The organism is Pseudomonadota bacterium (genome assembly GCA_018817425.1).
Lineage (GTDB): Bacteria > Desulfobacterota > Desulfobacteria > Desulfobacterales > RPRI01 > RPRI01.
In genome coordinates this window covers 14396-34481 of the sequence record JAHITX010000023.1, presented here as the reverse complement: position 1 = coordinate 34481, position 20086 = coordinate 14396, and the positions used below count along the sequence as shown (strand labels likewise).

At 44.0% G+C, this 20086-nt stretch carries 15 protein-coding genes; 14 read left to right on the top strand and 1 reads right to left on the bottom strand.

Features of this window, described 5'->3' with window-relative positions:
• The first annotated feature begins 5 nt into the window (after positions 1-5).
• The 12 genes from KKC46_05130 (at position 6) to KKC46_05075 (ending at position 14757) form a co-directional block, all read left to right on the top strand.
• Entirely contained in the window at positions 6-1538 is a 1533-nt protein-coding gene (locus KKC46_05130) for an NAD(P)-binding protein (GenBank protein ID MBU1053199.1), read from the top strand.
• Between the two features lie 18 nt (positions 1539-1556).
• The gene (locus KKC46_05125) at positions 1557-2831 is read left to right on the top strand and encodes an MFS transporter (protein MBU1053198.1); all 1275 of its coding nucleotides are present in this window, start codon (positions 1557-1559) and stop codon (positions 2829-2831) included.
• A 44-nt stretch (positions 2832-2875) separates the two neighbouring features.
• Positions 2876-5092: a molybdopterin-dependent oxidoreductase gene (locus KKC46_05120; protein ID MBU1053197.1), complete on the top strand. Its 2217-nt coding sequence runs from the start codon at positions 2876-2878 to the stop codon at positions 5090-5092.
• 120 nt (positions 5093-5212) lie between these two features.
• Complete coding sequence (locus tag KKC46_05115; protein ID MBU1053196.1) at positions 5213-6271, top strand: dihydrodipicolinate reductase; 1059 nt, start codon at positions 5213-5215, stop codon at positions 6269-6271.
• 32 nt (positions 6272-6303) lie between these two features.
• Positions 6304-7170, top strand: coding sequence for a (Fe-S)-binding protein (locus KKC46_05110; GenBank protein MBU1053195.1), 867 nt, complete (start codon positions 6304-6306; stop codon positions 7168-7170).
• A gap of 91 nt (positions 7171-7261) precedes the next feature.
• The gene (locus KKC46_05105) at positions 7262-9475 is read left to right on the top strand and encodes a molybdopterin-dependent oxidoreductase (GenBank protein ID MBU1053194.1); all 2214 of its coding nucleotides are present in this window, start codon (positions 7262-7264) and stop codon (positions 9473-9475) included.
• Between the two features lie 98 nt (positions 9476-9573).
• Positions 9574-10635 (top strand): phosphotransferase family protein, encoded by a 1062-nt coding sequence (locus KKC46_05100; protein ID MBU1053193.1) that lies wholly within the window; start codon positions 9574-9576, stop codon positions 10633-10635.
• A gap of 34 nt (positions 10636-10669) precedes the next feature.
• Positions 10670-10900 carry a 4Fe-4S binding protein gene (locus KKC46_05095; protein MBU1053192.1) on the top strand — a complete coding sequence of 77 codons (231 nt, stop codon included), beginning with the start codon at positions 10670-10672 and terminating at the stop codon, positions 10898-10900.
• Positions 10901-10924: 24 nt separating this feature from the next.
• Complete coding sequence (locus KKC46_05090; protein MBU1053191.1) at positions 10925-12805, top strand: hypothetical protein; 1881 nt, start codon at positions 10925-10927, stop codon at positions 12803-12805.
• Positions 12806-12816: 11 nt separating this feature from the next.
• Positions 12817-13644 carry an SDR family oxidoreductase gene (locus tag KKC46_05085; GenBank protein ID MBU1053190.1) on the top strand — a complete coding sequence of 276 codons (828 nt, stop codon included), beginning with the start codon at positions 12817-12819 and terminating at the stop codon, positions 13642-13644.
• A gap of 52 nt (positions 13645-13696) precedes the next feature.
• Entirely contained in the window at positions 13697-14272 is a 576-nt protein-coding gene (locus KKC46_05080) for a flavodoxin family protein (protein ID MBU1053189.1), read from the top strand.
• Between the two features lie 149 nt (positions 14273-14421).
• Positions 14422-14757, top strand: a complete 336-nt coding sequence (locus KKC46_05075) for a helix-turn-helix domain-containing protein (GenBank protein MBU1053188.1) — start codon at positions 14422-14424, stop codon at positions 14755-14757.
• Positions 14758-14829: 72 nt separating this feature from the next.
• Here KKC46_05075 and KKC46_05070 read toward each other — a convergent pair whose 3' ends face one another.
• Positions 14830-16455: a helix-turn-helix domain-containing protein gene (locus tag KKC46_05070; GenBank protein MBU1053187.1), complete on the bottom strand. Its 1626-nt coding sequence runs from the start codon at positions 16453-16455 to the stop codon at positions 14830-14832.
• A 482-nt stretch (positions 16456-16937) separates the two neighbouring features.
• Between KKC46_05070 and KKC46_05065 the strand changes: the two genes are divergently transcribed.
• Positions 16938-18464 carry a DUF1302 domain-containing protein gene (locus KKC46_05065; GenBank protein MBU1053186.1) on the top strand — a complete coding sequence of 509 codons (1527 nt, stop codon included), beginning with the start codon at positions 16938-16940 and terminating at the stop codon, positions 18462-18464.
• A gap of 65 nt (positions 18465-18529) precedes the next feature.
• A complete protein-coding gene (locus KKC46_05060; GenBank protein ID MBU1053185.1) occupies positions 18530-19855 on the top strand; it encodes a DUF1329 domain-containing protein in 1326 nt (441 codons plus the stop codon).
• Positions 19856-20086: the final 231 nt, after the last annotated feature.

Genomic DNA, 20086 nt, shown 5'->3' with positions numbered 1-20086 from the left:
AAAGAATGAAAGCAAAAAGAATAAGAGCTTTAGATTGGCTGGGGTGGTCATTTATTGTGATAGCTGTTTTGCTTTTTAGTTCCGGTACGGTTTTGGCCGAAACTAAAAAGATGAAATCGCCGGCTGCCAAGCTGGGTGCAAAGGTAGTCAAATATGATGCTATTGTGGTTGGTGCAGGATATAGCGGTCTTATTTCCGGAGCGATTCTGGCAAAAAACGGACTCAAGGTTTTGGTAGTAGAAAAAGCGGATCAGATAGGAGGACGCTTAGGAGCTGTTAACTATAACGGATACTGGCTCGAATGGGGGCCACGTGAATCCAGTGATTTCGAAGACAACTTTGTAATAATTACAGAGAAAGGACAGTATGGTCTTAAAGCAGCAAAAGAAGCCGGAGCCGATGTTTCCTGGGTTGGTCCGATCGATCCCCTCGTGCTGATGCACAATGTTTCTGATGGAAAAGTTGTGCGAATGGATGCGGATGCTGAGGGAGGAAAGAAATTTTTTACCGAAGTGCTTAAACTTACTCCCGAACAGACAACTAAGGTCACGGGGATATTAAATAGATTGGCAGCGGAAGATCCGGAAAAATGGATAGACGTTCCGATGAGAAATTGGCTGGCCACTGTTAAGGACAGGGATGAGGCGTTTGATAAAGCCATTTACTGGCTGGCTATAGTACATCTTGCTTTGCCGCTTGAGGAAACCTCAACTGGTCGCTGGATTCAGATGTTTAGAAATCCGCAACGGCTATACAGGATCAATGATTCCAAGGTTGGAGGTCTGCAAGGATTGGCTGAAGCCTACGCCAGGGTTATAAGAAAGCACGGAGGAGAAATCAAGACAGGCCTTGAAACCGTAGAGATAACAACACAGGATAAAAAGATTACCGGTGTTGTGGCACGGGATAAAATTAATGTCGTTCAGGAATTTGAAGCACCTGTAGTTGTTTATGCCGAACCCTTCTGGGATATCCTCAGTGTTATCGATGAAAGTAATTTTCCGGCAGATATGGTTAAAAACGCGCGGAAGCTGGAGACTGGGTACGTAGGTGATTTCTGGTGTAAAAACATCGGCATCAGTCGTCTGCCAACCATAAGAGCCACGGGAAAAATCGATCAGTACGTAGGCTATAATCAGGTTCTTTTTGATAAAACCATTGGCTGGAGTATTCCATCGCTCAGTTCCAAAAAAGCCGCACCAAAGGGCAAGCATTTATTGTGTCTTAACGGAACCACAAAGGTTCCCGGCAATTTTGCATCTTCAAAAGCCGATGCGGACGCCCTGATGGATTACATGCGCCGCTACTACTCGGATCTTGACGAAATTATTGAATGGGAAAATTACCAGTGGCCAAAAGTGTGGGGGACAGGTAATACCTGGCTGCCTATGCGCCGCAGCCCTATAGAGGCACCCGGAGTTGAAGGACTCTATTTTGTGGGAAATACTGTTGAAGTTGATGGAACGTTTGCCGATATCGGCGCCAACTCAGCTATGCAAGCCAGTAAGCTTATCCTGCAGAAGCAAATTAAAAAGTAATTGAGAAGGAGGAATACTTTGGCCAAAGATAAGATATTTTACGGTTGGATTCTGGTTCCCGTTTTGGGGATTATTTATTTGATAGATGCGGGTTTCCCGTTCATCGGGGCCAGTGTTATGAATACTTACATGGCTGAATCCCTTCATTTAGGGCGAGGTACTCTGGGACTCGGATTTACCGTTTGTGGGCTCTTAAGTGGTCTAATATCACCGATTATTGGTTATAGTATCGGTAAAAAAGGGATCAGGTTAACATTGATTTTCGGTTGTCTGCTGCTGATTTTCGGTTCTTTCTTAATGGCCACGGTGGTTACCAAAGGCTGGCATTATATAGCCGTTTTTGGTGTGATTTTGGGGATCGGCTGCGGATTCGGCGGCTTGATACCGGTACAGGCCGGAGTTACCTTTTGGTTCAGGAAAAAAAAGGCGCTAGCTATGTCCATTGCCGTTACAATAGGCAGTCTGGGGGGATTAATTGCTCCACCCTTATTAAATAAGATCATTTCTTCGGTTAACGGTGATTGGCGGGTTGCCTGGTTTTTCATTACAGGCTTGCTGGTGCTCTCCTTCATTTTGATGTTTTTCTTTGTTAAGAACAAGCCCTCCGATATGGGATTACTCCAGGATGGCGTAGATGAGCATGAGGAACCTGCCCAGACTGACGGTGTTAAAAAAGCCGGAGCAGGAAAAGTATTTTGCAGCACTGAAGAATGGAAAGCGATGGATGCGATAAAAACTCTTACCTTCTGGATGCTATTTATCTCTTCTTTAGCCTTTGTTGGGCCGATGATGATCTTTATTGCCCACGCCGTCATTTATTTACGGGATATGGGGCACCCGGCCGGTATATCAGCTATGGCTATGAGTTATTACATGCTTTTCAGTCTTGGTGGAAGGATGCTCGGCGGAGTTTTGGCAGACCGGTTTGAGCCGCGTTATATCTGGGCTGTGGGGCTTTTGCTCGAAACTGTAGGTATACTTTGCTTTCTTGATGCCAGAAGTGTGTCCAATATCTATCTGTTCTCCATTTTTGTCGGAGTTGGAGTTGGTGCGGCATCGATCTGCTGGCCAACATTAATCGGTAATTATTTTGGCTCTAATTCATTTGCCGGGATTATGGGAATACTCTTTCCTATCGTTCAGCTTTTCGGAGCTTCCGCCCCGTATTTAGCCGGACTGGTATATGATGCCCAGGGAAGTTATTATACCGTGTTTGTTGGTTCAGCGGCTTTGGCATTCATTTCCAGTATTGTTATATTTTTTACCAAACCTCCGAAAGCTTTGACAGCCTGAGGTTTATAATCTGATGACTGTCTCATTTTTTGAGGGATTTTGTCATGAATGAAGTGAGTGAAACAAAGGTGGTTCGCACAGTCTGTACTGTATTGGATGTATTTGCATGCGGATTGTCTGTGGAAGTTGAAAACGGGGTTATTACCAAAATCATCCCGGCTCATATGCCTGATCCGGCTGATCGGGGCGCTTGTAGAAAAGGACTTGCTGCCGCCGAACTGATTTATCACAAGGACCGTCTTCGTTACCCGTTAAAACGCGTGGGAAAACGGGGAGAAGGCAAGTGGGAACGAATTGCCTGGGATGAAGCCATGGATGATATTGCAGGCAAGTTTCGGCAGATTGTACAAAGATACGAATCCCGGTCAATTGCATGGGCCGTTAAAGGATATCCTGAAACACTCAAAGCGGGTGGCTATTTGCGGCTGGCAAGTCTGCTTAAGGGAAGCAGAGTGAGCCTGGCCGGCTTAGGTGACTCGGCCGCACCTTGCGCCGATATTGCCACCTTTGGCTGTTTGTTTGGCGAAGCCCATCTTAGCCGTGTAAAGGATCCAAACTTTACAATCGTTTGGGGCTATAATCCCGATGTAACCGATTGGCGGCGTATGCGCAGAATAATGGAATCAAAAAAGAAAGGCTGCAAAGTTGTTGTTATTGATCCACGCCGCACAACTACAGCTTCAAGAGCTGCCGACTGGTATATCCCAATAAGGCCCGGAACCGATACTGCCCTGGTATTGGCGATGATCAACATAATTCTGGAGCAGGGACTGCATGATAAACAATTTATAACCGAAAGAACTGTAGGTCCTTTGCTGGTAAGAAGTGATAACGGTATGCTGCTACGGGAACATGATGTTAGAGAAGATGGAAGCCCGCAGCTGTTTATGGTGCTTGATGCAAACACCGGAGAAATTCAGGTTGCTGATTCTCCTGGGGTAAAACCTGCGTTAACCGGAAGTTGCTTTCCGGAAGGTATTGAATGCCGGTCGGCATTTCAGTTGCTGTCCGACATGGTTAAGGAATATACACCGGATAGGGTATCTGAAATTACTGAGATTCCGGTTGATATTATCAGGAATCTGGCTATTGAATATGCTATCCAAAAACCGGCTTCTATCCATCGGGGTTGGGGATTGCAGCGGACTTTTTATGGTGATTTGACATGCCGGGCGCTTAACACACTGGCAGCTATCAGCGGCAATATAAATCCGCATATACCATCCTCCTTTATTGAAATAAGCAGTACTTTCTCAATCCCGGCCGGGCGTTGTACCACTATACCTGTAATGTCGGTTTTCGAGCAGATCGCTTCTCAGAAACCTTTTCCCATAAAAGCGCTCTGGTTTGCATCCAATAACTTTGTCAGTCAGTCTCCTAACAGGAAAAGGATCATAGAAAAGTTATTTCCTCAACTGGAGCTTATAGTCGTTTCCGACCTTTTTATGACAGAAACGGCCAGATATGCAGATTATGTTTTTCCCGTAAGTTCTTCCTTTGAATGTACTGATTTTCACTATGGTCTGTTGAGCTGGACAAACCATATGCATTTACAGCAAAAAGTAATAGAGCCTTTGTATGAGACGAAACCTGATTTTATGATAGCTGCCGAGCTGGCCAAAAAAATGGATTTGGGAGAGTACTTTAATAAATCGGAAGAGCAATATCTGGATGAAATTCTTACTGCGCCTCATCCGTTATTGGAAGGCATCTCTCTTGAGAGGTTGAAGGCTGGGCCCGTGCCGGAAAGAATAATTGATAAAGCTCAGAAACTAAGAACTCCCACGGGTAGAGTTGAATTCTATTTGGAGAGGCTGAAAACAGCCGGACAGGAATTGCCGTGTTACATAGAACCGGTAGAAAGCGTTTACAGCAAAAAGGCAAAAGAATACCCGCTTTCTCTTCTGACATCCCATCCCCGGTATCGGGTTCACACAATGATGGGTAATTATCCTGTTCTGATGAAAAAAGATCCCGAACCAAATCTTCAGATCAATCCTTCAGATGCTAAGCATCGCAACATAAAGGATGGAGATATTGTTCGTGTTTTTAATAACCTTGGACAGGTTAAATTAAAAGCAGCGCTGAGTGAAAATATCAAGCCGGGTGTGGTCAATATCGATGAAGGCTGGTGGCCTGAACAGTATATAGAAGGCCATATAAACGAATTGACCCATGATATGATAAATTTGGCGCAAGCTATGATTTTCGAACCCAATGCCGCTTATTGTGATGTTCTCGTGGAAGTTGAAAAGATATAGAAATGATATACGACAGCAAAACCTGTGGTCACCGGAGTTGCCGTGAATTTGGATAAAAGGGATTTTTAGGTCTTTGAGAAAATAAATATTAAAGAAGTAACCAACAAAAGGAGGCGGATTATGGCATATCGAGTGATCCAATGGGCAACCGGGCACATGGCTAAGATGGCTGCCAGGGCAATGGCGGAAAGGTCTGCATATGAAATTGTCGGCGGCTTTGTATACAATCTGGAAAAAGTTGGAAAAGACCTGGGTGAAATATGCGGCACTCGCAACCTGGGTGTTAAGACAACGAATAGCCGGGAAACCATCTTTAATATGGACGCAGATTGTGTGCTTTTCCTTGCGGGAGCGGAAAACGATAATTTGGCTGCACTGGGCGATGTCTGTGATCTTCTTTCATCGGGTAAAAATGTTATTACAACATCGGTTGAATTTATTTATCCCAAAGCCATGGGGTCTGAATTTGAACAACGGATTTTGGATGCATGCATACAAGGACGCAGCACCTTTCATGGACTTGGCGTGGCTCCAGGCTTTGGTGCTGAATCCATGGCACTGTTGCTGACAAGGCTGTCAAACCGTATTGATCAATTAATTTTTTACGAAACATTTCATTATGACAAATACCCGAGTAAGTTCCAGATGTTTGACCTTATGGGGTTTGGTTATGCTCCTGATGACCCTGCTCCCTTATTCAGCAACCTTGAAATTGTCGGCCACGTATGGAAACATTCGGCAATGCTGGTGGCTGACACCGTCGGCCTTAAGATTGATAAAATAGAAAACTTTCGCAATGTCGTTCTCGCCGACAAGGATCTAAATGTGGCAGCGGGTTTGATTCGGAAAGGAACCGTGGGAGCAATGAATTTCGGTACACGGATCATATCGGAAGGAAAACCACGAATTATCATGCAGCACTATACGCGAATGGACCCGGAACTTGCTCCTCAGTGGCCTGTTGGCGATGGTTACTGGACAATTATTATCGAAGGGCTTCCTTCGATTTCTGCAACAATTGAAATAGGTATTCACGGCGAAATTCATTCGGACCAGGCCTGTTTGGCGACAGCCATGCATGCGGTACACGCAGTTCCTTATGTCATCGAAGCTAAACCCGGCATTCTCACTTTGGCACAGACACCTCCTGTGTGGGGAGGAGAAGCTTTCCACCGTTAATTTTAATCAGCATTCAAAAGGAGGAGATTACTTTGAAAAAAAGAAAAGTTGCTTATACTGAAAATTATCAAAATTTAATGGCCAACCTTGCCGCAGGGAGAACTTTCGAAAAGCAGTTACAATGCATCGATGAAACAAGAAATCATGCCCCGGTTTGGTTTTTAAGGGCTGGATTACTAAAAGCCCTTGGTGTTCCTGAACCCAAGAAGAATTCGGAAAACTTCATAACATTCGGTTGTTATGTTCCATTTATGAGCTTATCAAAGTTTGGCGACACGCTCAAGCTTTTAGATCTACTTGGAATTGAATATAACTACTCACCAGACAAGGAGATCTGTTGCGGCGCTCCTCCGTTTCAGGACTGTGTAGAATTTGAGGAAGTTACAGAAGAAGAAAGGCAAAAAATACAGGCAAGATGTAAAGAATATATGCAATTTAATTGGGACATGGGAAAGCAGGCGGGAGCAAAAAACATGGTCTACGTTTGTCATGCGTGCGCTGCTCTTGTGAAAATGGTATTTCCGGAAGATGCCGACATTCATCGATGGGTTTATGATCCGATTATGGACAAGCTTGAAGAGAAAAACCTTGAGATCGAACCAACGGTGATAGGTTATTTTGAGGGATGCCACAAGCATTTCCCATATTTCGGCAGTCTTGATTGGCCGAGATATCGTAAGGTGCTGGGTAGCATAAAAGGATTGACGATTGTAGACCTGGATAAACGTTTTTGCTGCAAACAGCATCCTGACCGCATTTTAGAAGATGCTGAAAAAAAGAATTTGAAGACTATTCTGGTTCCCTGCGGCGATGGTCATTATTTTCTTAAGCAGGCATTTCAGGATAAAATGGAAGTCAAAAATTTTTCGGAAGTATTGTTACAGATTTTGGGAGGATAGTGCTCAATTAAAATAATGGGGATAGAAATATGGAACATAATAAGCAACCCCCGTTATATTTTTATTCCCATTGTTACCATGGAGGCAGATAATGTCTGAGACAAATAATACAAAAACAGTTCGTACTGTATGTGCCTTAAGAGACGGTGCTATGTGCGGAATCATGGCGCACCTTAAGGACGGAAGGATTACAAAGGTGACTCCCGCTGACTTTCCCGACAGTTTTGATCGTGGCTGTTGCACAACTGGGCTTGCCACACCGCAATGGATCTATCATAAGGACAGACTTCGCTACCCATTAAAACGCATCGGAAAACGAGGGGAAGGCAAATGGGAGCGGGTGTCCTGGGAAGAGGCGATGGATGGCATTGCGGATAAACTAAAAGAACTGATTCAGCGGTATGGCCCTAGTTCAATTGTTTGGAATGCGGACCCAAGTGCAACAGGGAACATGAAATGGGCCGGTTATTCAAGGGTAGCAAGCCTCACAAACAGCACATGGCTTGATATTGTCGGCTTTGGCGATTCCGCCGGCCTTTGTGGCAACCTGGCAACTTTTGGGGCACTTGGAGGGCGGTATCTTGTTCCCAACAAAGATCCTAAATTCAGCTTCGTTTGGGGCATCAATCCGGCAAATACCAGTTGGCGCACCATGCGAACGATAATGAGAGACAAAGAAAACGGCTGTAAACTGGTTTGTATTGATCCCCGCTATTCCAGGACTGCTTCCCGCTGTGATGAGCATATCTCAATCAGACCAGGAACAGACGGCGCCCTGGCCCTTGCAATGATACATGTGATTATTGAACAGGGGCTTGAAGAGAAACTGTTTATCACTGATCATACTGTAGGACCTTTACTGGTAAGAGATGATAACGGGATGTTTCTTAGGGAAAGTGACCTGATCAAAGATGGTAAAGCTGATCGATTTATGGTCTTTGATAAGGCTGCCGGCAAGGCTCAGCCAGATGATATGGCACAAATACCTGCCCTAAGCGGAAGCTACACCATTGACGGCATCGCCTGCAAGCCGGCTTTTGTCTTGCTGGCTGATATGACTAAGCTCTATACGCCGGAAAAAGCATCGGAAATCACGGACATTCCGGCTGAAACAATACAGCGTCTGGCTGTTGATTACGCAACAAAAAAGCCTGCTGCTATCCGTTTGGGGCTGGGTTCGCAAAGAAGCTTTTATGGAGATCTTTCCTGGCGGGCGATTAATACGCTGGCAGCACTAACAGGAAATATCAACCTGAACGAACTTTCCCGTTTTGTATTGAATTCGCCTGCCGTTATGATGCCGGGTGAGAAGTATTATCATCTGCCGATTATGAAGCTCGATGATGCCATTACCAAAGGTGATCCCTTTCCGGTAAAAGCCCTATGGATTGCAAGTGAGAACTTTATCAATCAAATGCCGGACATGAACAGGATTGTTAATGATCTTCTGCCTTGTCTGGAACTGATCGTGGTTGTTGATCTTGCCATGACGGTCACGGCTAAATATGCAGACTATGTTCTTCCTGAGGCCTCATTCTATGAATATGTTGATCTGCTTGATAGTTATCCCGTCTACACTCCATATTTACAACTCCAGCAGAAAGTCATCGAACCGCTTTATGAATCTAAATCCGATTTTCAGATTGCTGCCGAGCTGGGCCGGAGAATGGGGTTTAGTGAATACTTTAATAAGACTGAGGAACAATATGTGGAGGAGTTTCTTGCTTCAGATCATCCTTCCATGGAAGGTGTTAATCTTGAAAAATTGAAGAAAGGTCCGTTAAAAGCAAAGCCGACAGAAAAAATACAGGAATTAAAAACACCGACAGGCAGGATTGAATTCTATGTTGAAAGGCTAAAATCCTTCGGCCAACAGTTGCCTGTTTATATAGAGCCTATAGAAAGCGCCAGGAGCGAAAAAGCAAAAATCTATCCGTTAAGTTTTATAACTTCACATCCAAAATACCGAAAAAGCTCGGCAATGGGAAATGTTGAAGCTCTTACAAAGCATGATCCCGAACCGTTTCTTTATATTAATCCAAAAGATGCTGAACCTAGAAAAATTATAGATGGAGATGTGGTCAAAGTCTTTAATGATCGTGGAAAAGTAAAACTGAAAGCTAAACTTAACCCGAATGTAAAGCCCGGTGTTGTTGATATACAGCAGGGTTGGTGGCCTGAACATTATATGGAGGGCCACCACAACCAGTTGACACATGGGATAATTAACCCGGCCCAGGCAGCGATTTTCCAGCCCAATGCCGCATTATTCGATGTGCTTGTTGAGGTGAAAAAGGAACAGTGAATCGACAAATCAAAGTCATCCGGTGGCAATCTGATAAAGACACAATGAAATACTTTATGATGTGAATGCACAAAACAATTATTTCAAAGGAGACGATAATGAAGGAAGAATTAGATCTGGAGGCTATGCGGGTTAATCTCCTGGCTTGGTTTAAGAGCAAACTGCCCAGTGATAGCGAACTTATACTTTCACCGTTGAAAAGACCTGGCGATGGTATGAATGAGACTTTTTTTATCGATCTAAAGTGGTGGCAAGCGGGGAAGACGAAGCTGGAAAACCTGGTAATTCGTTGGCCTCCCAAGGACATTTCGGTGTTTCCCAAGTATCATTATGATATGAAAAAGCAGTATATGCTGCTCGAAAGATTATGGGATACAGTAGTGCCTGTTCCCCGTGTCCGTTGGCTGGAAGAGGATGAGTCGTTGCTGGGTGGCCCTTTCTACATTATGGAGCGGGTTGAGGGATGGGTTCCGGGAGAGTTTCCTCCCTACCATGTTGCCGGCCCGCTTTTTGAGGCGTCAGAGGAAGAAAAAGCCCGTATTTGGTGGAATGCCGTGGAAACGATAGCAAATATTCATACCCTCGACTGGGAGAAAGCGGGCTTGAACTTTTTGGGCGTTCCACGGGCAGGTACAGACTTTATGGAGCGGCAGATTGCTTATTATGATGAGATCTATGCGCTTAATAATGAGCCGATGCCACCGGTGCTTAAAGCAACCAGAGACTGGCTTTTGAAGAATTGTTTTGAGCCAAAATATATTTCGTTATGCTGGGGTGATGCCCGGCTGGGTAATATGATCATCAACGAAGGTGAAGTAGCCGCGGTTATAGACTGGGAAATGGTTCTTCTCGGCGACCCGGAAACTGATCTGGGTTGGTTCGTCCATATGGATTGGGCCACCAGTGTGGGTCGTCCCGATTCGCCTTTTCCCCGCTTGCCGGGACTTCCCGATATGAAGGAGACCATTGCCCACTATGAGAAGGTAACAAACAGAAAAGTCGAGAATCTCTTTTACTACGAGGTTTTTGCTACCTGGCGCATGGCTATCTTTTTTACCCGGATGGAACAGGATGCAAGATATATTGCCAGATCGAAAAGAGCAAAAGGCTTTATTACCATGACCCATTATGAAAAATTGCGAAATCTTTTGGACTTGTAGTGTTATATATAAATATGTCGATAAAGGATTCTTTATGGCTGAATCACAAATAAATATAAAAGCAGAAAACTGCTCGGGCTGCCTTCGCTGCTGTCTGGCGTGTTCATTTTACAACACAAGAGAAAGATTTTTTAGTCTGGAGCAAGCGCAGATCGTAGTTAAGCCGGATGAGAGCAATGCCTGGTTTAAAGTAGAATTTAGGGAAGACTGTATTAGTTGCGGTATTTGTGTGGAGCATTGCGATTTTGGCGCTTTATCTTGGTAATGATGGTTCCTAAAGGAGGGTTTTATGGGGAAATTAGGCGGCTATGCCGGAAAAATCCTGAAAGTAAATCTGAAAGAAAAAGAGATTTGCAGTGAGCCGATTCCCGTCAACTGGATCTCTCGTTTTATCGGGGGTCTTGGTATAAGTTTCAAGTTGGCATATGACAATGCCTCTCCCCAAAAAGATGCTCTGGGGCCGGAAAATGTCCTCATTTTCGGTGCGGGTCCTTTTGTCGGCACATTAATTCCGGGAGCCTGCAAAACTACTGTTGTCGCTAAAACTCCTGTCTCGGGGTTTCTCGGAATTTCCGGCACCGGACATCTGGGGATGTTAAAATTTACCGGTTATGATAATTTAATGATAACCGGCAAGGCGGATCGCCCTGTTTATCTGAAAATAGATGATGATGTGGAAATATGCGATGCGAGCGATCTCTGGGGAAAAGATACATGGGAAACTACTGAAGCGCTGTGGCAGAAACTGGGCAAGCAATATGTAGTTGCAAGTATAGGGCCTGCCGGAGAAAACATGGCCGTCCAGGCCAGCATCATTGTAAACAAGTATTCAGCCTATGCCCAATCGGGTATGGGAGCGGTTATGGGATCAAAAAATCTCAAGGCTATCGCTATCTCCGGTTCTAAATCTATTTCCGTGGCTGACCCGGAAAGATTTTCCGAATTAATGGATAAAGCTTATCAGCAGTCTATTGAAAGTCAAAAAGAAACCATCAATGTTTTTAGAGAATGGGGAACTCTCCGTGCTATGGGTCCGCCTATCTCGCAATTCGGTCCTCATGAATACAAAAATTATAGTGAGATTGTTCCTCCCGATCTGCCTTACAAGTTTCCACTCGACAGATTTATGAGCGAAATAAAAATAGGAGATATTTCCTGCATGGGTTGTCCTATCGGCTGCAAACATCTTATTCGACTGCTGAAAGGAGACAAGGCAGGGGGCAGCATGGCTGTTTCCTGTCTTGTTGGCGGTTTTCACGGATTTGCCGCCCACTGTGCGGTCGAAGGGTGGGAAGACGCCATAAGATGCGATGAGTTATGCAACCGTTTAGGTATGGATTATCTATCTGCCGGTGCAGCTATTAGTTTTGCCATCGAGCTTTACCGGGAAAAAATCATAGATAAAACCGATACCGATGGCCTTGAGTTAGACTGGGGAGCAGCAGATGGGGTCCAGGAACTGCTCCGACAGATGGCTTTCGGGCAAGGATTGGGAAAGATACTCGCACAAGGGTTAAACAAAGGACCTCAGCTTATAGGGAAAAACTCGGAAAAATATGCAGTGCATACAAGAGGGCACGCGATTTATTATGATCCGCGACGGGCAATGTCGCCGGATTTGTTCAGCGACATGATTAATGCTTCGGGAGACAGATTTCACGCACCTGGGTGGGCGGGCAAAGCGATGACCAAAGAGTTTTTAATAAAGCATTTAGGAATGCCACCGGATCAGGCAGATCAAGCCGTCACGGATATAAAAGGTTACGGGCTGGCGCGTTTCGCCAAATGGGCGGAAGATAATGCTACAATGTTTGAATGCCTTGGCCAGTGCCAGATGCCAATGCATCAGCAGGTTGAATTAAGAGTCTGGGCCGGTCTTTATGAAGCTCTCACAGGGATTAAGATGAACGGGGAAAAGCTTTTGCAGGCTGCGGGACGTGTTTGGGATATAAGAAGGATGTTTGATCTTCGTGAAGGCCGCACAAGAAAAGATGATAGCTTTATAGCTCGGCGCTTTGTTTCGGAGCGTCTGGTTTCTAACTGCGAAGAACATGATCCTGTAAGCAAAGAGAGTTTTAATGCGCTGCTGACCGAATATTATAATGAAAGAGGCTGGGATCCTGCAGATGGCGCTGTAAAGCAGCTAAACAATGACAATGGTTTTGTATAAGGGAGAAAACAATGGGAAAACTAAGTGGTAAAGTAGCAATTGTTACTGGCGCTTATTTGGTTGATGGTGGCAACAGTATTGGAGGTGCGACAGCTATGCTGTTGGCGAAAGAAGGCGCTAAAGTGGTGGCCGCGGATATTGTTGATGAACCGGTTGCAAGATTGGTCGCCAAAATTAAGAGTGAAGGAGGAGAAGCAGTGGCCTGCCATGTGGATCTTCGTAATGAAGACACTATCAAGGCTATGGTTGAGACGGCAGTTCGTGAGTTCGGCGGTCTGGACATATTGCACAACAATGCCGCAGCTCTGCCAGGTCCTGGTGATAGAGATATAGTAAATATGGAGGCTGCGACCTGGGACAAGACTATGGAAATCACAGTCAGGGGAACCATGCTGGCCTGCAAGTATGCCATACCTCAAATGATTAAACGTGGTGGTGGTACGATAGTAAATACATCCTCCGGGGCCGGTGTGGCCGGTGACATGGCTCGTACAGCTTATGGAGTATCTAAAGCAGCGGTTATTTCCCTTACCAAGTATGCTGCAACTCAATACGGAAAACAGGGTATACGCTGTAACGCCATCTGCCCTGGGCTGATGCTCACGGCAACGGCCAAAGCCACTATCACTCCCGAAGTGGAAGAAATGATGTTAAAGTATACCCTTACCCCAAGACTGGGTATGCCCGAAGATATCGCAAATATAGTTGCATTTCTTGTTTCAGATGATGCTTCTTTTATTACAGGTGAGATTATTGCGGTGGATGGCGGAATATTTGCCCATGTGCCATCCAGCTCTGAAAGCGCCCTTATCGGCCCTGCTAAACATGGAAATAACTGATATAGGAACGCATTCAAATATTATAATTATATATCGATAGATAGGAGAAAAAATGTCAAAAAAAATAGTTTGTCTGTTCGGAAGTCCCAGACCCAAGGGAAACAGTAATGTTATTGCCAGGCGATTCAATGAAACTGCTGAGAAACTGGGTGCCAAAGTAAAATCCTTTTCCTTAAACAAGCTTCAATACCGTGGTTGTCAGGCATGCATGACCTGCAAAACAAAGTTGGATAAATGTGTCCTTAAAGATGATCTGGCAGAAGTGCTGGATGAGGTTCAGAATTGTGATATTCTGGTAATTGCTACCCCGATTTATTATGGTGAAGTCTCAAGCCAGGTCAAAGCATTTATTGATAGAACTTTTTCCTATTTTGTGCCGGATTTTGGAAGTAATCCTTACCGTAGCCGTCTTAAGCCCGGTAAAAAAATGGTTTTTATACAAACCCAGGGGCATCCCGAAGAAAAACGGTTTGAAGATGTTTTTGAAAGATATGCGTTTTTTTTCGACTGGCACGGATTTGGTGATAACCAGGTAATCCGGGCATGCGAGGTTATGAATGTAGGCGATGCTGAAGTCCGTGAAGATTTAATGAAATTGGCAGAAGAAACAGCAAAAAAGGTTGTATGACAAAATATTAACACCATTATTATGTTTTTGCTCTGTTTGTGTATGAGTGCATATACGGTAAGCACTCATATATATTCATATCAAAGAGAATAAACATAGTAAAGTAAATACAACTTTTACAATACGCAATTTGATAGCGGGAGAATTTAATGAAAGCATTAACTATAAGCAATCAATCAGTGACAAAGAAAGCTCTTCTTGAAATGGCTCAACAGGATCTAAAAACCTGGCTGGGTATTCGTATTACAGCTGGTTTGTTGGTTCTGAATGGATGGACCAGTAGCCAGATAGCTGAACTTTTCGAAGTAAGTCGCTGGACTGCGGTGCAGTGGATACAGAGACTAAATAATGAAGGCGTAAGAGGTCTTATAGAAAAGGAACGCAGTGGTCGCCCGGCACAAATTAATAAGAATGATAGGAGCCAACCTGATCGGGTATTAAGGATAGACAGCCGAGAGGCAGTTGATTTATCCTGCAACAGATAGGATGGAATTGCAGTGGCTGCTGACCGGATATTATATAAAAAAGGTGGGGGCATTTATTTAAGGTGCTCAACCCTATTTTGTTGTTGAATAGGATTTATTTTTCGCCCTGCTTTGAAATGCTCTTGGGCGAAGAGAATTTGTTTTAACAAAAGTCCATAAAGCAGCTAACTCTATAGGAGACACATTGTATTCCTTAATAAGCAGAGCATCTAATTTTTTACTCTGTCTGGTTGCAATGCCTAACCATCGTCGAACCGTGCTGTTAGTAGTACCCAAAGAGTCTGCTACACCTTGTAAAGGCATTCCTTTTAGCAAAAGACTAAGAGACTTTATAACCTTTTCTTCAGGAGAACGGAGGTCATAAAAGATGGTCCCTGTTCTGTGGCAAAATGATTTACTGCATTTTTTGCATAGAAATCTCCGACCTGGCGATCCTTGCTTTGTCCGGTATGTTCCGTTAAAAACGATATTACCTTTTTCTGTTTTACCATAAAGAGTACATTTTGGATTTTTACAGGCTACCATTGTTAAATTAATGTATTGCGTTTTACCATCTTGGATTTTGCGTTTATTTTCATCAACGATTGTAACAAATTTATCAACGATTGCGTGATTATTTTTTTCTGACATATTTGCTGGTGTAAAATTTTTTCCGGGATGGCTGGATTTGTCCTGGTCCTGAGCAGAAAGAACCGGTGACATTTTCTTTTGGTTTTGTTTTTTCTTTTTTTTAACCAAAACTTCTTCCTTAAACTGATCAATGATCCATCCTACCGGCCCATTGGGTCTCAGATAATATTTCAATCCAATCTCGTATATGGTAGAGTGAAGATTATCAAGCATGCACTCATAGTTCCCAACAAACTTCATTCCCGCATTTTCCTGAACAGTCGCGGCTTCTTTTGTGATCGTATGGCTGGCGATCAGGTAGCCATCTTTCTGTTTTATGTCAGAAAGACTACGAGCACCAACTATAATTAGTCGTGATGCTGCGCTTAGATTGGCTCCGAATGTAGAATAGTAGAAGAAAACTCCTTCGTCCAGTGTAGTAATATCACTTATCATTTCACGGGTCAGATAATTTTCGATGGTCTTTTGTTTCTTAAGCGCTTGATATGCTTCCAGCTTTATAGGCAAGCATATCTGATGACCCACAAAATGGTTCCAGGAGTCAAATATCATGTTACTCAGGTTGGGCACTATACTGATAGCAGCTTTAATAATTGAACTTTCCAATGGCTTCTTGGAACCATAAAGATCTTGATGGCATGATAGAATCATTTCGATGTGCTTGTCTTTAGTAATAGAGACTTTCTTTAAAAGATTGTTATCATCAGATGTTTCGCGATGCCTGAATAACTCATGAGAGGAAAACTGTGCTTCTTCTATAGAAGAGTACATAAACAACCTCTTACGCAGTGAATACCAGACAGGCTGATCTGCATTAAGAGCAATCAGCACCTGCATGGGGATTCCGGTAAATTCGGCAATATCATGGAGATTCTCAATTTGGGCACGTCGACGATTGGCTTCCCAATTCTGTAATTCACGAACACTTATTTTTATTGATTCTGCAAATACTTCCTGGCTCATTTTACGCCATTGCCGGTATGCTTTACTAAGAGATCCGAGGGATTTGTATAGCATGACTTTTTCAGACGAAAGTTCATTTCGTTGTAATGAAATCTTAGATGACATAATTTATCCTATGAGGACACAAAGTACCGTTGATGCTTAAAAAGCAGGAAGCGCTGAATAGATGGAATACAATTATTATTTCGATATTTTTATATTTTTTTGACATATACCAAAAGAAAGTTTTTGTGTCAAGTTAGGCTTATAATTAAATAAGTAAAAAGACTAATTCTACTATTACCTGCAAGATTTCTTTATCTACATATACGATTGTTACCATAAACTGAGTGTACAATACATATTGTTTTTGTTCATTGAATTAAAAAAATCAATATTTCTTTATTCAACTTTGAGGAAAAACGCCCATTGCCGGCGTTGAGGCAGCATCAGATTATCTCCGATCGCGCATTATATGATGATGCGATGGTAGCAGAAATTTCTTTAGTGCTGTCAAATACTATAAAAAAGGAGGGGTATAAAAAAAAGAATGGGAGTTGGTATTTGTAAAGTTGTTATCAAAACACTATTCAAAAGGAGACAAGGTTATGAGTAGTAGAGGAGGAAATAGAAAAAGCAGGTGGTTGTATTTTTTTCTTGTTGTAGCCATGGTGGGGCTTTTTGCCACTGGGGTTAGTGCGGAGAGTTCAGTTGGTTTCCACGGTTATTTTGAATCAAACATGGTTATGCGTGATCAGAACGGTATTCAGTATGGTTTCCTGGACCATCTGAACGGAGTTCAGCAGAGAAATACCTTAAAGTTCGATGTTTCAATTGACCCTGATTTAAAATGGAGTAATTTCGCGTTGCAGAAGTTCCAAATAACCTTTCGGGGAGCTTATGACTCGATATTCGATCTTCGGGCCAACAAATATGGTGACATCACGGAGAATATAGGCGCTTCAAGATTTGATTATGGTTTAAGAGATATCAGATTTGAGTCTGATTTGCGCGAGGTATTTATTGACTTTACTTATGGTGGATCACTGGGCAGTGCTTTCTTCCGGCCTGGGAGGCAGCTTGTCTCCTGGGGTGAATCTTCACCTAACGCCACCCTTTTGGATGTTATTTGTCCCAAGGATCAGTCCTATCAGCTGTTTTTTCAGAACCCTGATGACGTTGCGATTCCTCTCTGGATGGCAAGGTTAAACTACAGCGCTCCACCTATAGGGGGTTTAAGACTGAATCTTGATTTGTTGTGGGTTCCGGACATCCGTCCCTCGCAATTTGCACCACTGGACAGTATCGCCGGTAATCCGACGGCAGGCATGAATGCGCCTTATATTTCCATATTACCTTTTGCCGGCCTAAAAGGATTGAATGTCAGACAGGATGTGCCTACCAACAAACAGGAGTATGGAGCAAAGGTAACCGCGGACATTGGGCTGCTCAGCGTATCTGCGGCTTACTACCGGGACGTAAACAATGATCCTGGCGTATTATATACGAATGGGTTTTCTACAGCCTTGCTCACTCATCCGGTCCAGAACGTTTACGGCGCTTATTTCAGCTACCAGATCTCGCCGTTGGACCTGGTCCTCAGAGGCGAGATTGCTCAGCATGACGCTCAGCCGGTCCTGATAGCAGGAGGTACGGGATTCGATTTTTATCCTAACGGGGACGCGGTCAACTTTCGCTTAAAACCGGTCACCCTGTTTATGGTAGCGGTTGACAAGAATGTTTATGTTCGATGGATTACCAGTCATGAGCCGATTGGTTTCTCCCTGGAGTGGATTCACCAGAAGATTAACAGTTGGGAGTCTGCTTTAAATGCGCCTGAAGCTGCTAAAACTGGAAGCCCGGTAAGAGATATGGACATAATTGGATTTACCATGAGTTGGAGCTGGTGGCAGGGTAGAATCGCTCCCGTGTTTGCTGCCGCCTATACTCCCGGAAGGCCGGGGGCAGGAGGAGGCTCGGGTTACATCCATCCGACTGTAGGCTGGCAAATATCTCCTCATCTTTATGCCAATCTGGGTTTACATGCATTTTTTGGAGATAAGACGGCCAAGTCAGGCTTTGCCGGACTTGTAGGTACGAGTGAGTTGACTTTAAAAATGGGTTACGAATGGTGAGCATGAGCAGGAAGAAAATAACAAGCGGCTTATTTAATTCTTACGATAGCTATAAGGAGGGAAAAGTGAGAACTAAAACAATAAGATTTTCAGGATGTTGGATCTGGTCTCTATTTGCAGTGTTGATTATGCTGTTTGGGGCCGGTCCTGTCCGGGCGGCCGGGGAAATTGCCAAGACAATAGATAAAAGCAACGTCTCGCAATATGAGGACATACTCATGCCTGCCCTTTACCGGGCTGTAGAAAGGGGCGACTACATTCTCACCACCGGGAAACTGAACTTTGAGTATAAGCACTGGAATACGTTTTTGGAGGCGGGTCAGAAAAACGCCGGGAAATTTCAAATAAACGCCGAGGGTGATTTAGTTGATAAAACAGGTGAGATTCCTTTGTATCATATTTATGGATTTCCTTTTCCCAATATTGATTCAAAGGATCCCAAGGTTGCTGACAAGATCATGTGGAACGTCTATTTTAATAAAGGCAGGATAGGAGGGTTTCATTATCAGCAACGCATTCAATGGGTAAATAACGAAAAGGGCATCCATCGCTATATACTGTCAGATTCACGTCTTATGGGCATACAGGGGCGGCCGACGTGGCAGGCGGTGCCGGAGAGCGAAAATCCTGAGCATTGGTCTTACGCTGAATTCGGCATAATCAAAGAACCTTACAGTATGCGAAACACCAATCAGCTGGACTGGGATTATATGGATAAACGCGATATGGTTCAGATGTCATATGTACCTGTCATCCGGCGGATTCGGCAAACCTCAGGAGTGAGCAGGTCCGACCCCTGGATGGGATCAGATGGATGGCAGGACCTGACTTTCTTGTGGGGCGGGAAGAACAGAACGATGACATGGAAACTTGCGGGTGAGCAGACGATTCTTGTTCCTTTTGCCGGCCCTGATAAGACCATGGCCAAGAAAGATCCTGATGGAACGCTTTTCCTGCACGCAACTACGAATAAATATGGTTATGACACTCCCGGCTGGACTGGCGTCAAGTGGGCGGTTACCAGCGCAATCTGGGTTCCCAGAAAGTGCTGGGTTATTGAGCAGATGCCAAGAGATCCTTATTATGCCTGGGGGTTGCACAGGAATTGGGTGGATAAGGAAACCAATGAGATCTGGATGAAGGAAATAGATACCAAAGCCGGGGAATTCCGCTCGTGGACATTTAATATGGGAGACTATAACGAAGCCCCGGATGGTGATAATAACGCAGGGGTAATGAATGACCAGACACAAATTGATGAAAAGGCCCGCCATGCCACAGTAACTGTTCACCCTAATGCGCCGGGCGATAAATTCGCGATGTATTTGCCTCTTTCCAGGATGCCGATGTCTTTTTATACGAAAAGTAATTTAATGGCCCTATCCAAATAAATGGCAGGTTAATGCCCTGATGCTTTTAGGATAGGATTAATATGGGGCGATTTTTTGCGGGGACTGATTTCATTGTTTCAAGGCTATAAAATATATGGAATTAGTCCCCAAACGATGAACAATAATTACAAAACATTTTTTCCCGTTAATGCGAGGCACTTAAAGGGCTTGGCTCTATTTGAGAACATTAAAGTTGAAGACACAATTTAAAATTGTGAGGAGTATGTGAGG

Excerpts from the sequence above, each read along its gene's own strand:
- KKC46_05070 (MBU1053187.1), bottom strand. The coding sequence starts at position 16,455 with ATGTCATCTAAGATTTCATTACAACGAAATGAACTTTCGTCTGAAAAA.
- KKC46_05080 (MBU1053189.1), top strand. The coding sequence starts at position 13,697 with ATGTCAAAAAAAATAGTTTGTCTGTTCGGAAGTCCCAGACCCAAGGGA.
- KKC46_05120 (MBU1053197.1), top strand. The coding sequence starts at position 2,876 with ATGAATGAAGTGAGTGAAACAAAGGTGGTTCGCACAGTCTGTACTGTA.
- KKC46_05065 (MBU1053186.1), top strand. The coding sequence starts at position 16,938 with ATGAGTAGTAGAGGAGGAAATAGAAAAAGCAGGTGGTTGTATTTTTTT.
- KKC46_05100 (MBU1053193.1), top strand. The coding sequence starts at position 9,574 with ATGAAGGAAGAATTAGATCTGGAGGCTATGCGGGTTAATCTCCTGGCT.
- KKC46_05115 (MBU1053196.1), top strand. The coding sequence starts at position 5,213 with ATGGCATATCGAGTGATCCAATGGGCAACCGGGCACATGGCTAAGATG.
- KKC46_05105 (MBU1053194.1), top strand. The coding sequence starts at position 7,262 with ATGTCTGAGACAAATAATACAAAAACAGTTCGTACTGTATGTGCCTTA.
- KKC46_05130 (MBU1053199.1), top strand. The coding sequence starts at position 6 with ATGAAAGCAAAAAGAATAAGAGCTTTAGATTGGCTGGGGTGGTCATTT.
- KKC46_05095 (MBU1053192.1), top strand. The coding sequence starts at position 10,670 with ATGGCTGAATCACAAATAAATATAAAAGCAGAAAACTGCTCGGGCTGC.
- KKC46_05075 (MBU1053188.1), top strand. The coding sequence starts at position 14,422 with ATGAAAGCATTAACTATAAGCAATCAATCAGTGACAAAGAAAGCTCTT.
- KKC46_05090 (MBU1053191.1), top strand. The coding sequence starts at position 10,925 with ATGGGGAAATTAGGCGGCTATGCCGGAAAAATCCTGAAAGTAAATCTG.
- KKC46_05085 (MBU1053190.1), top strand. The coding sequence starts at position 12,817 with ATGGGAAAACTAAGTGGTAAAGTAGCAATTGTTACTGGCGCTTATTTG.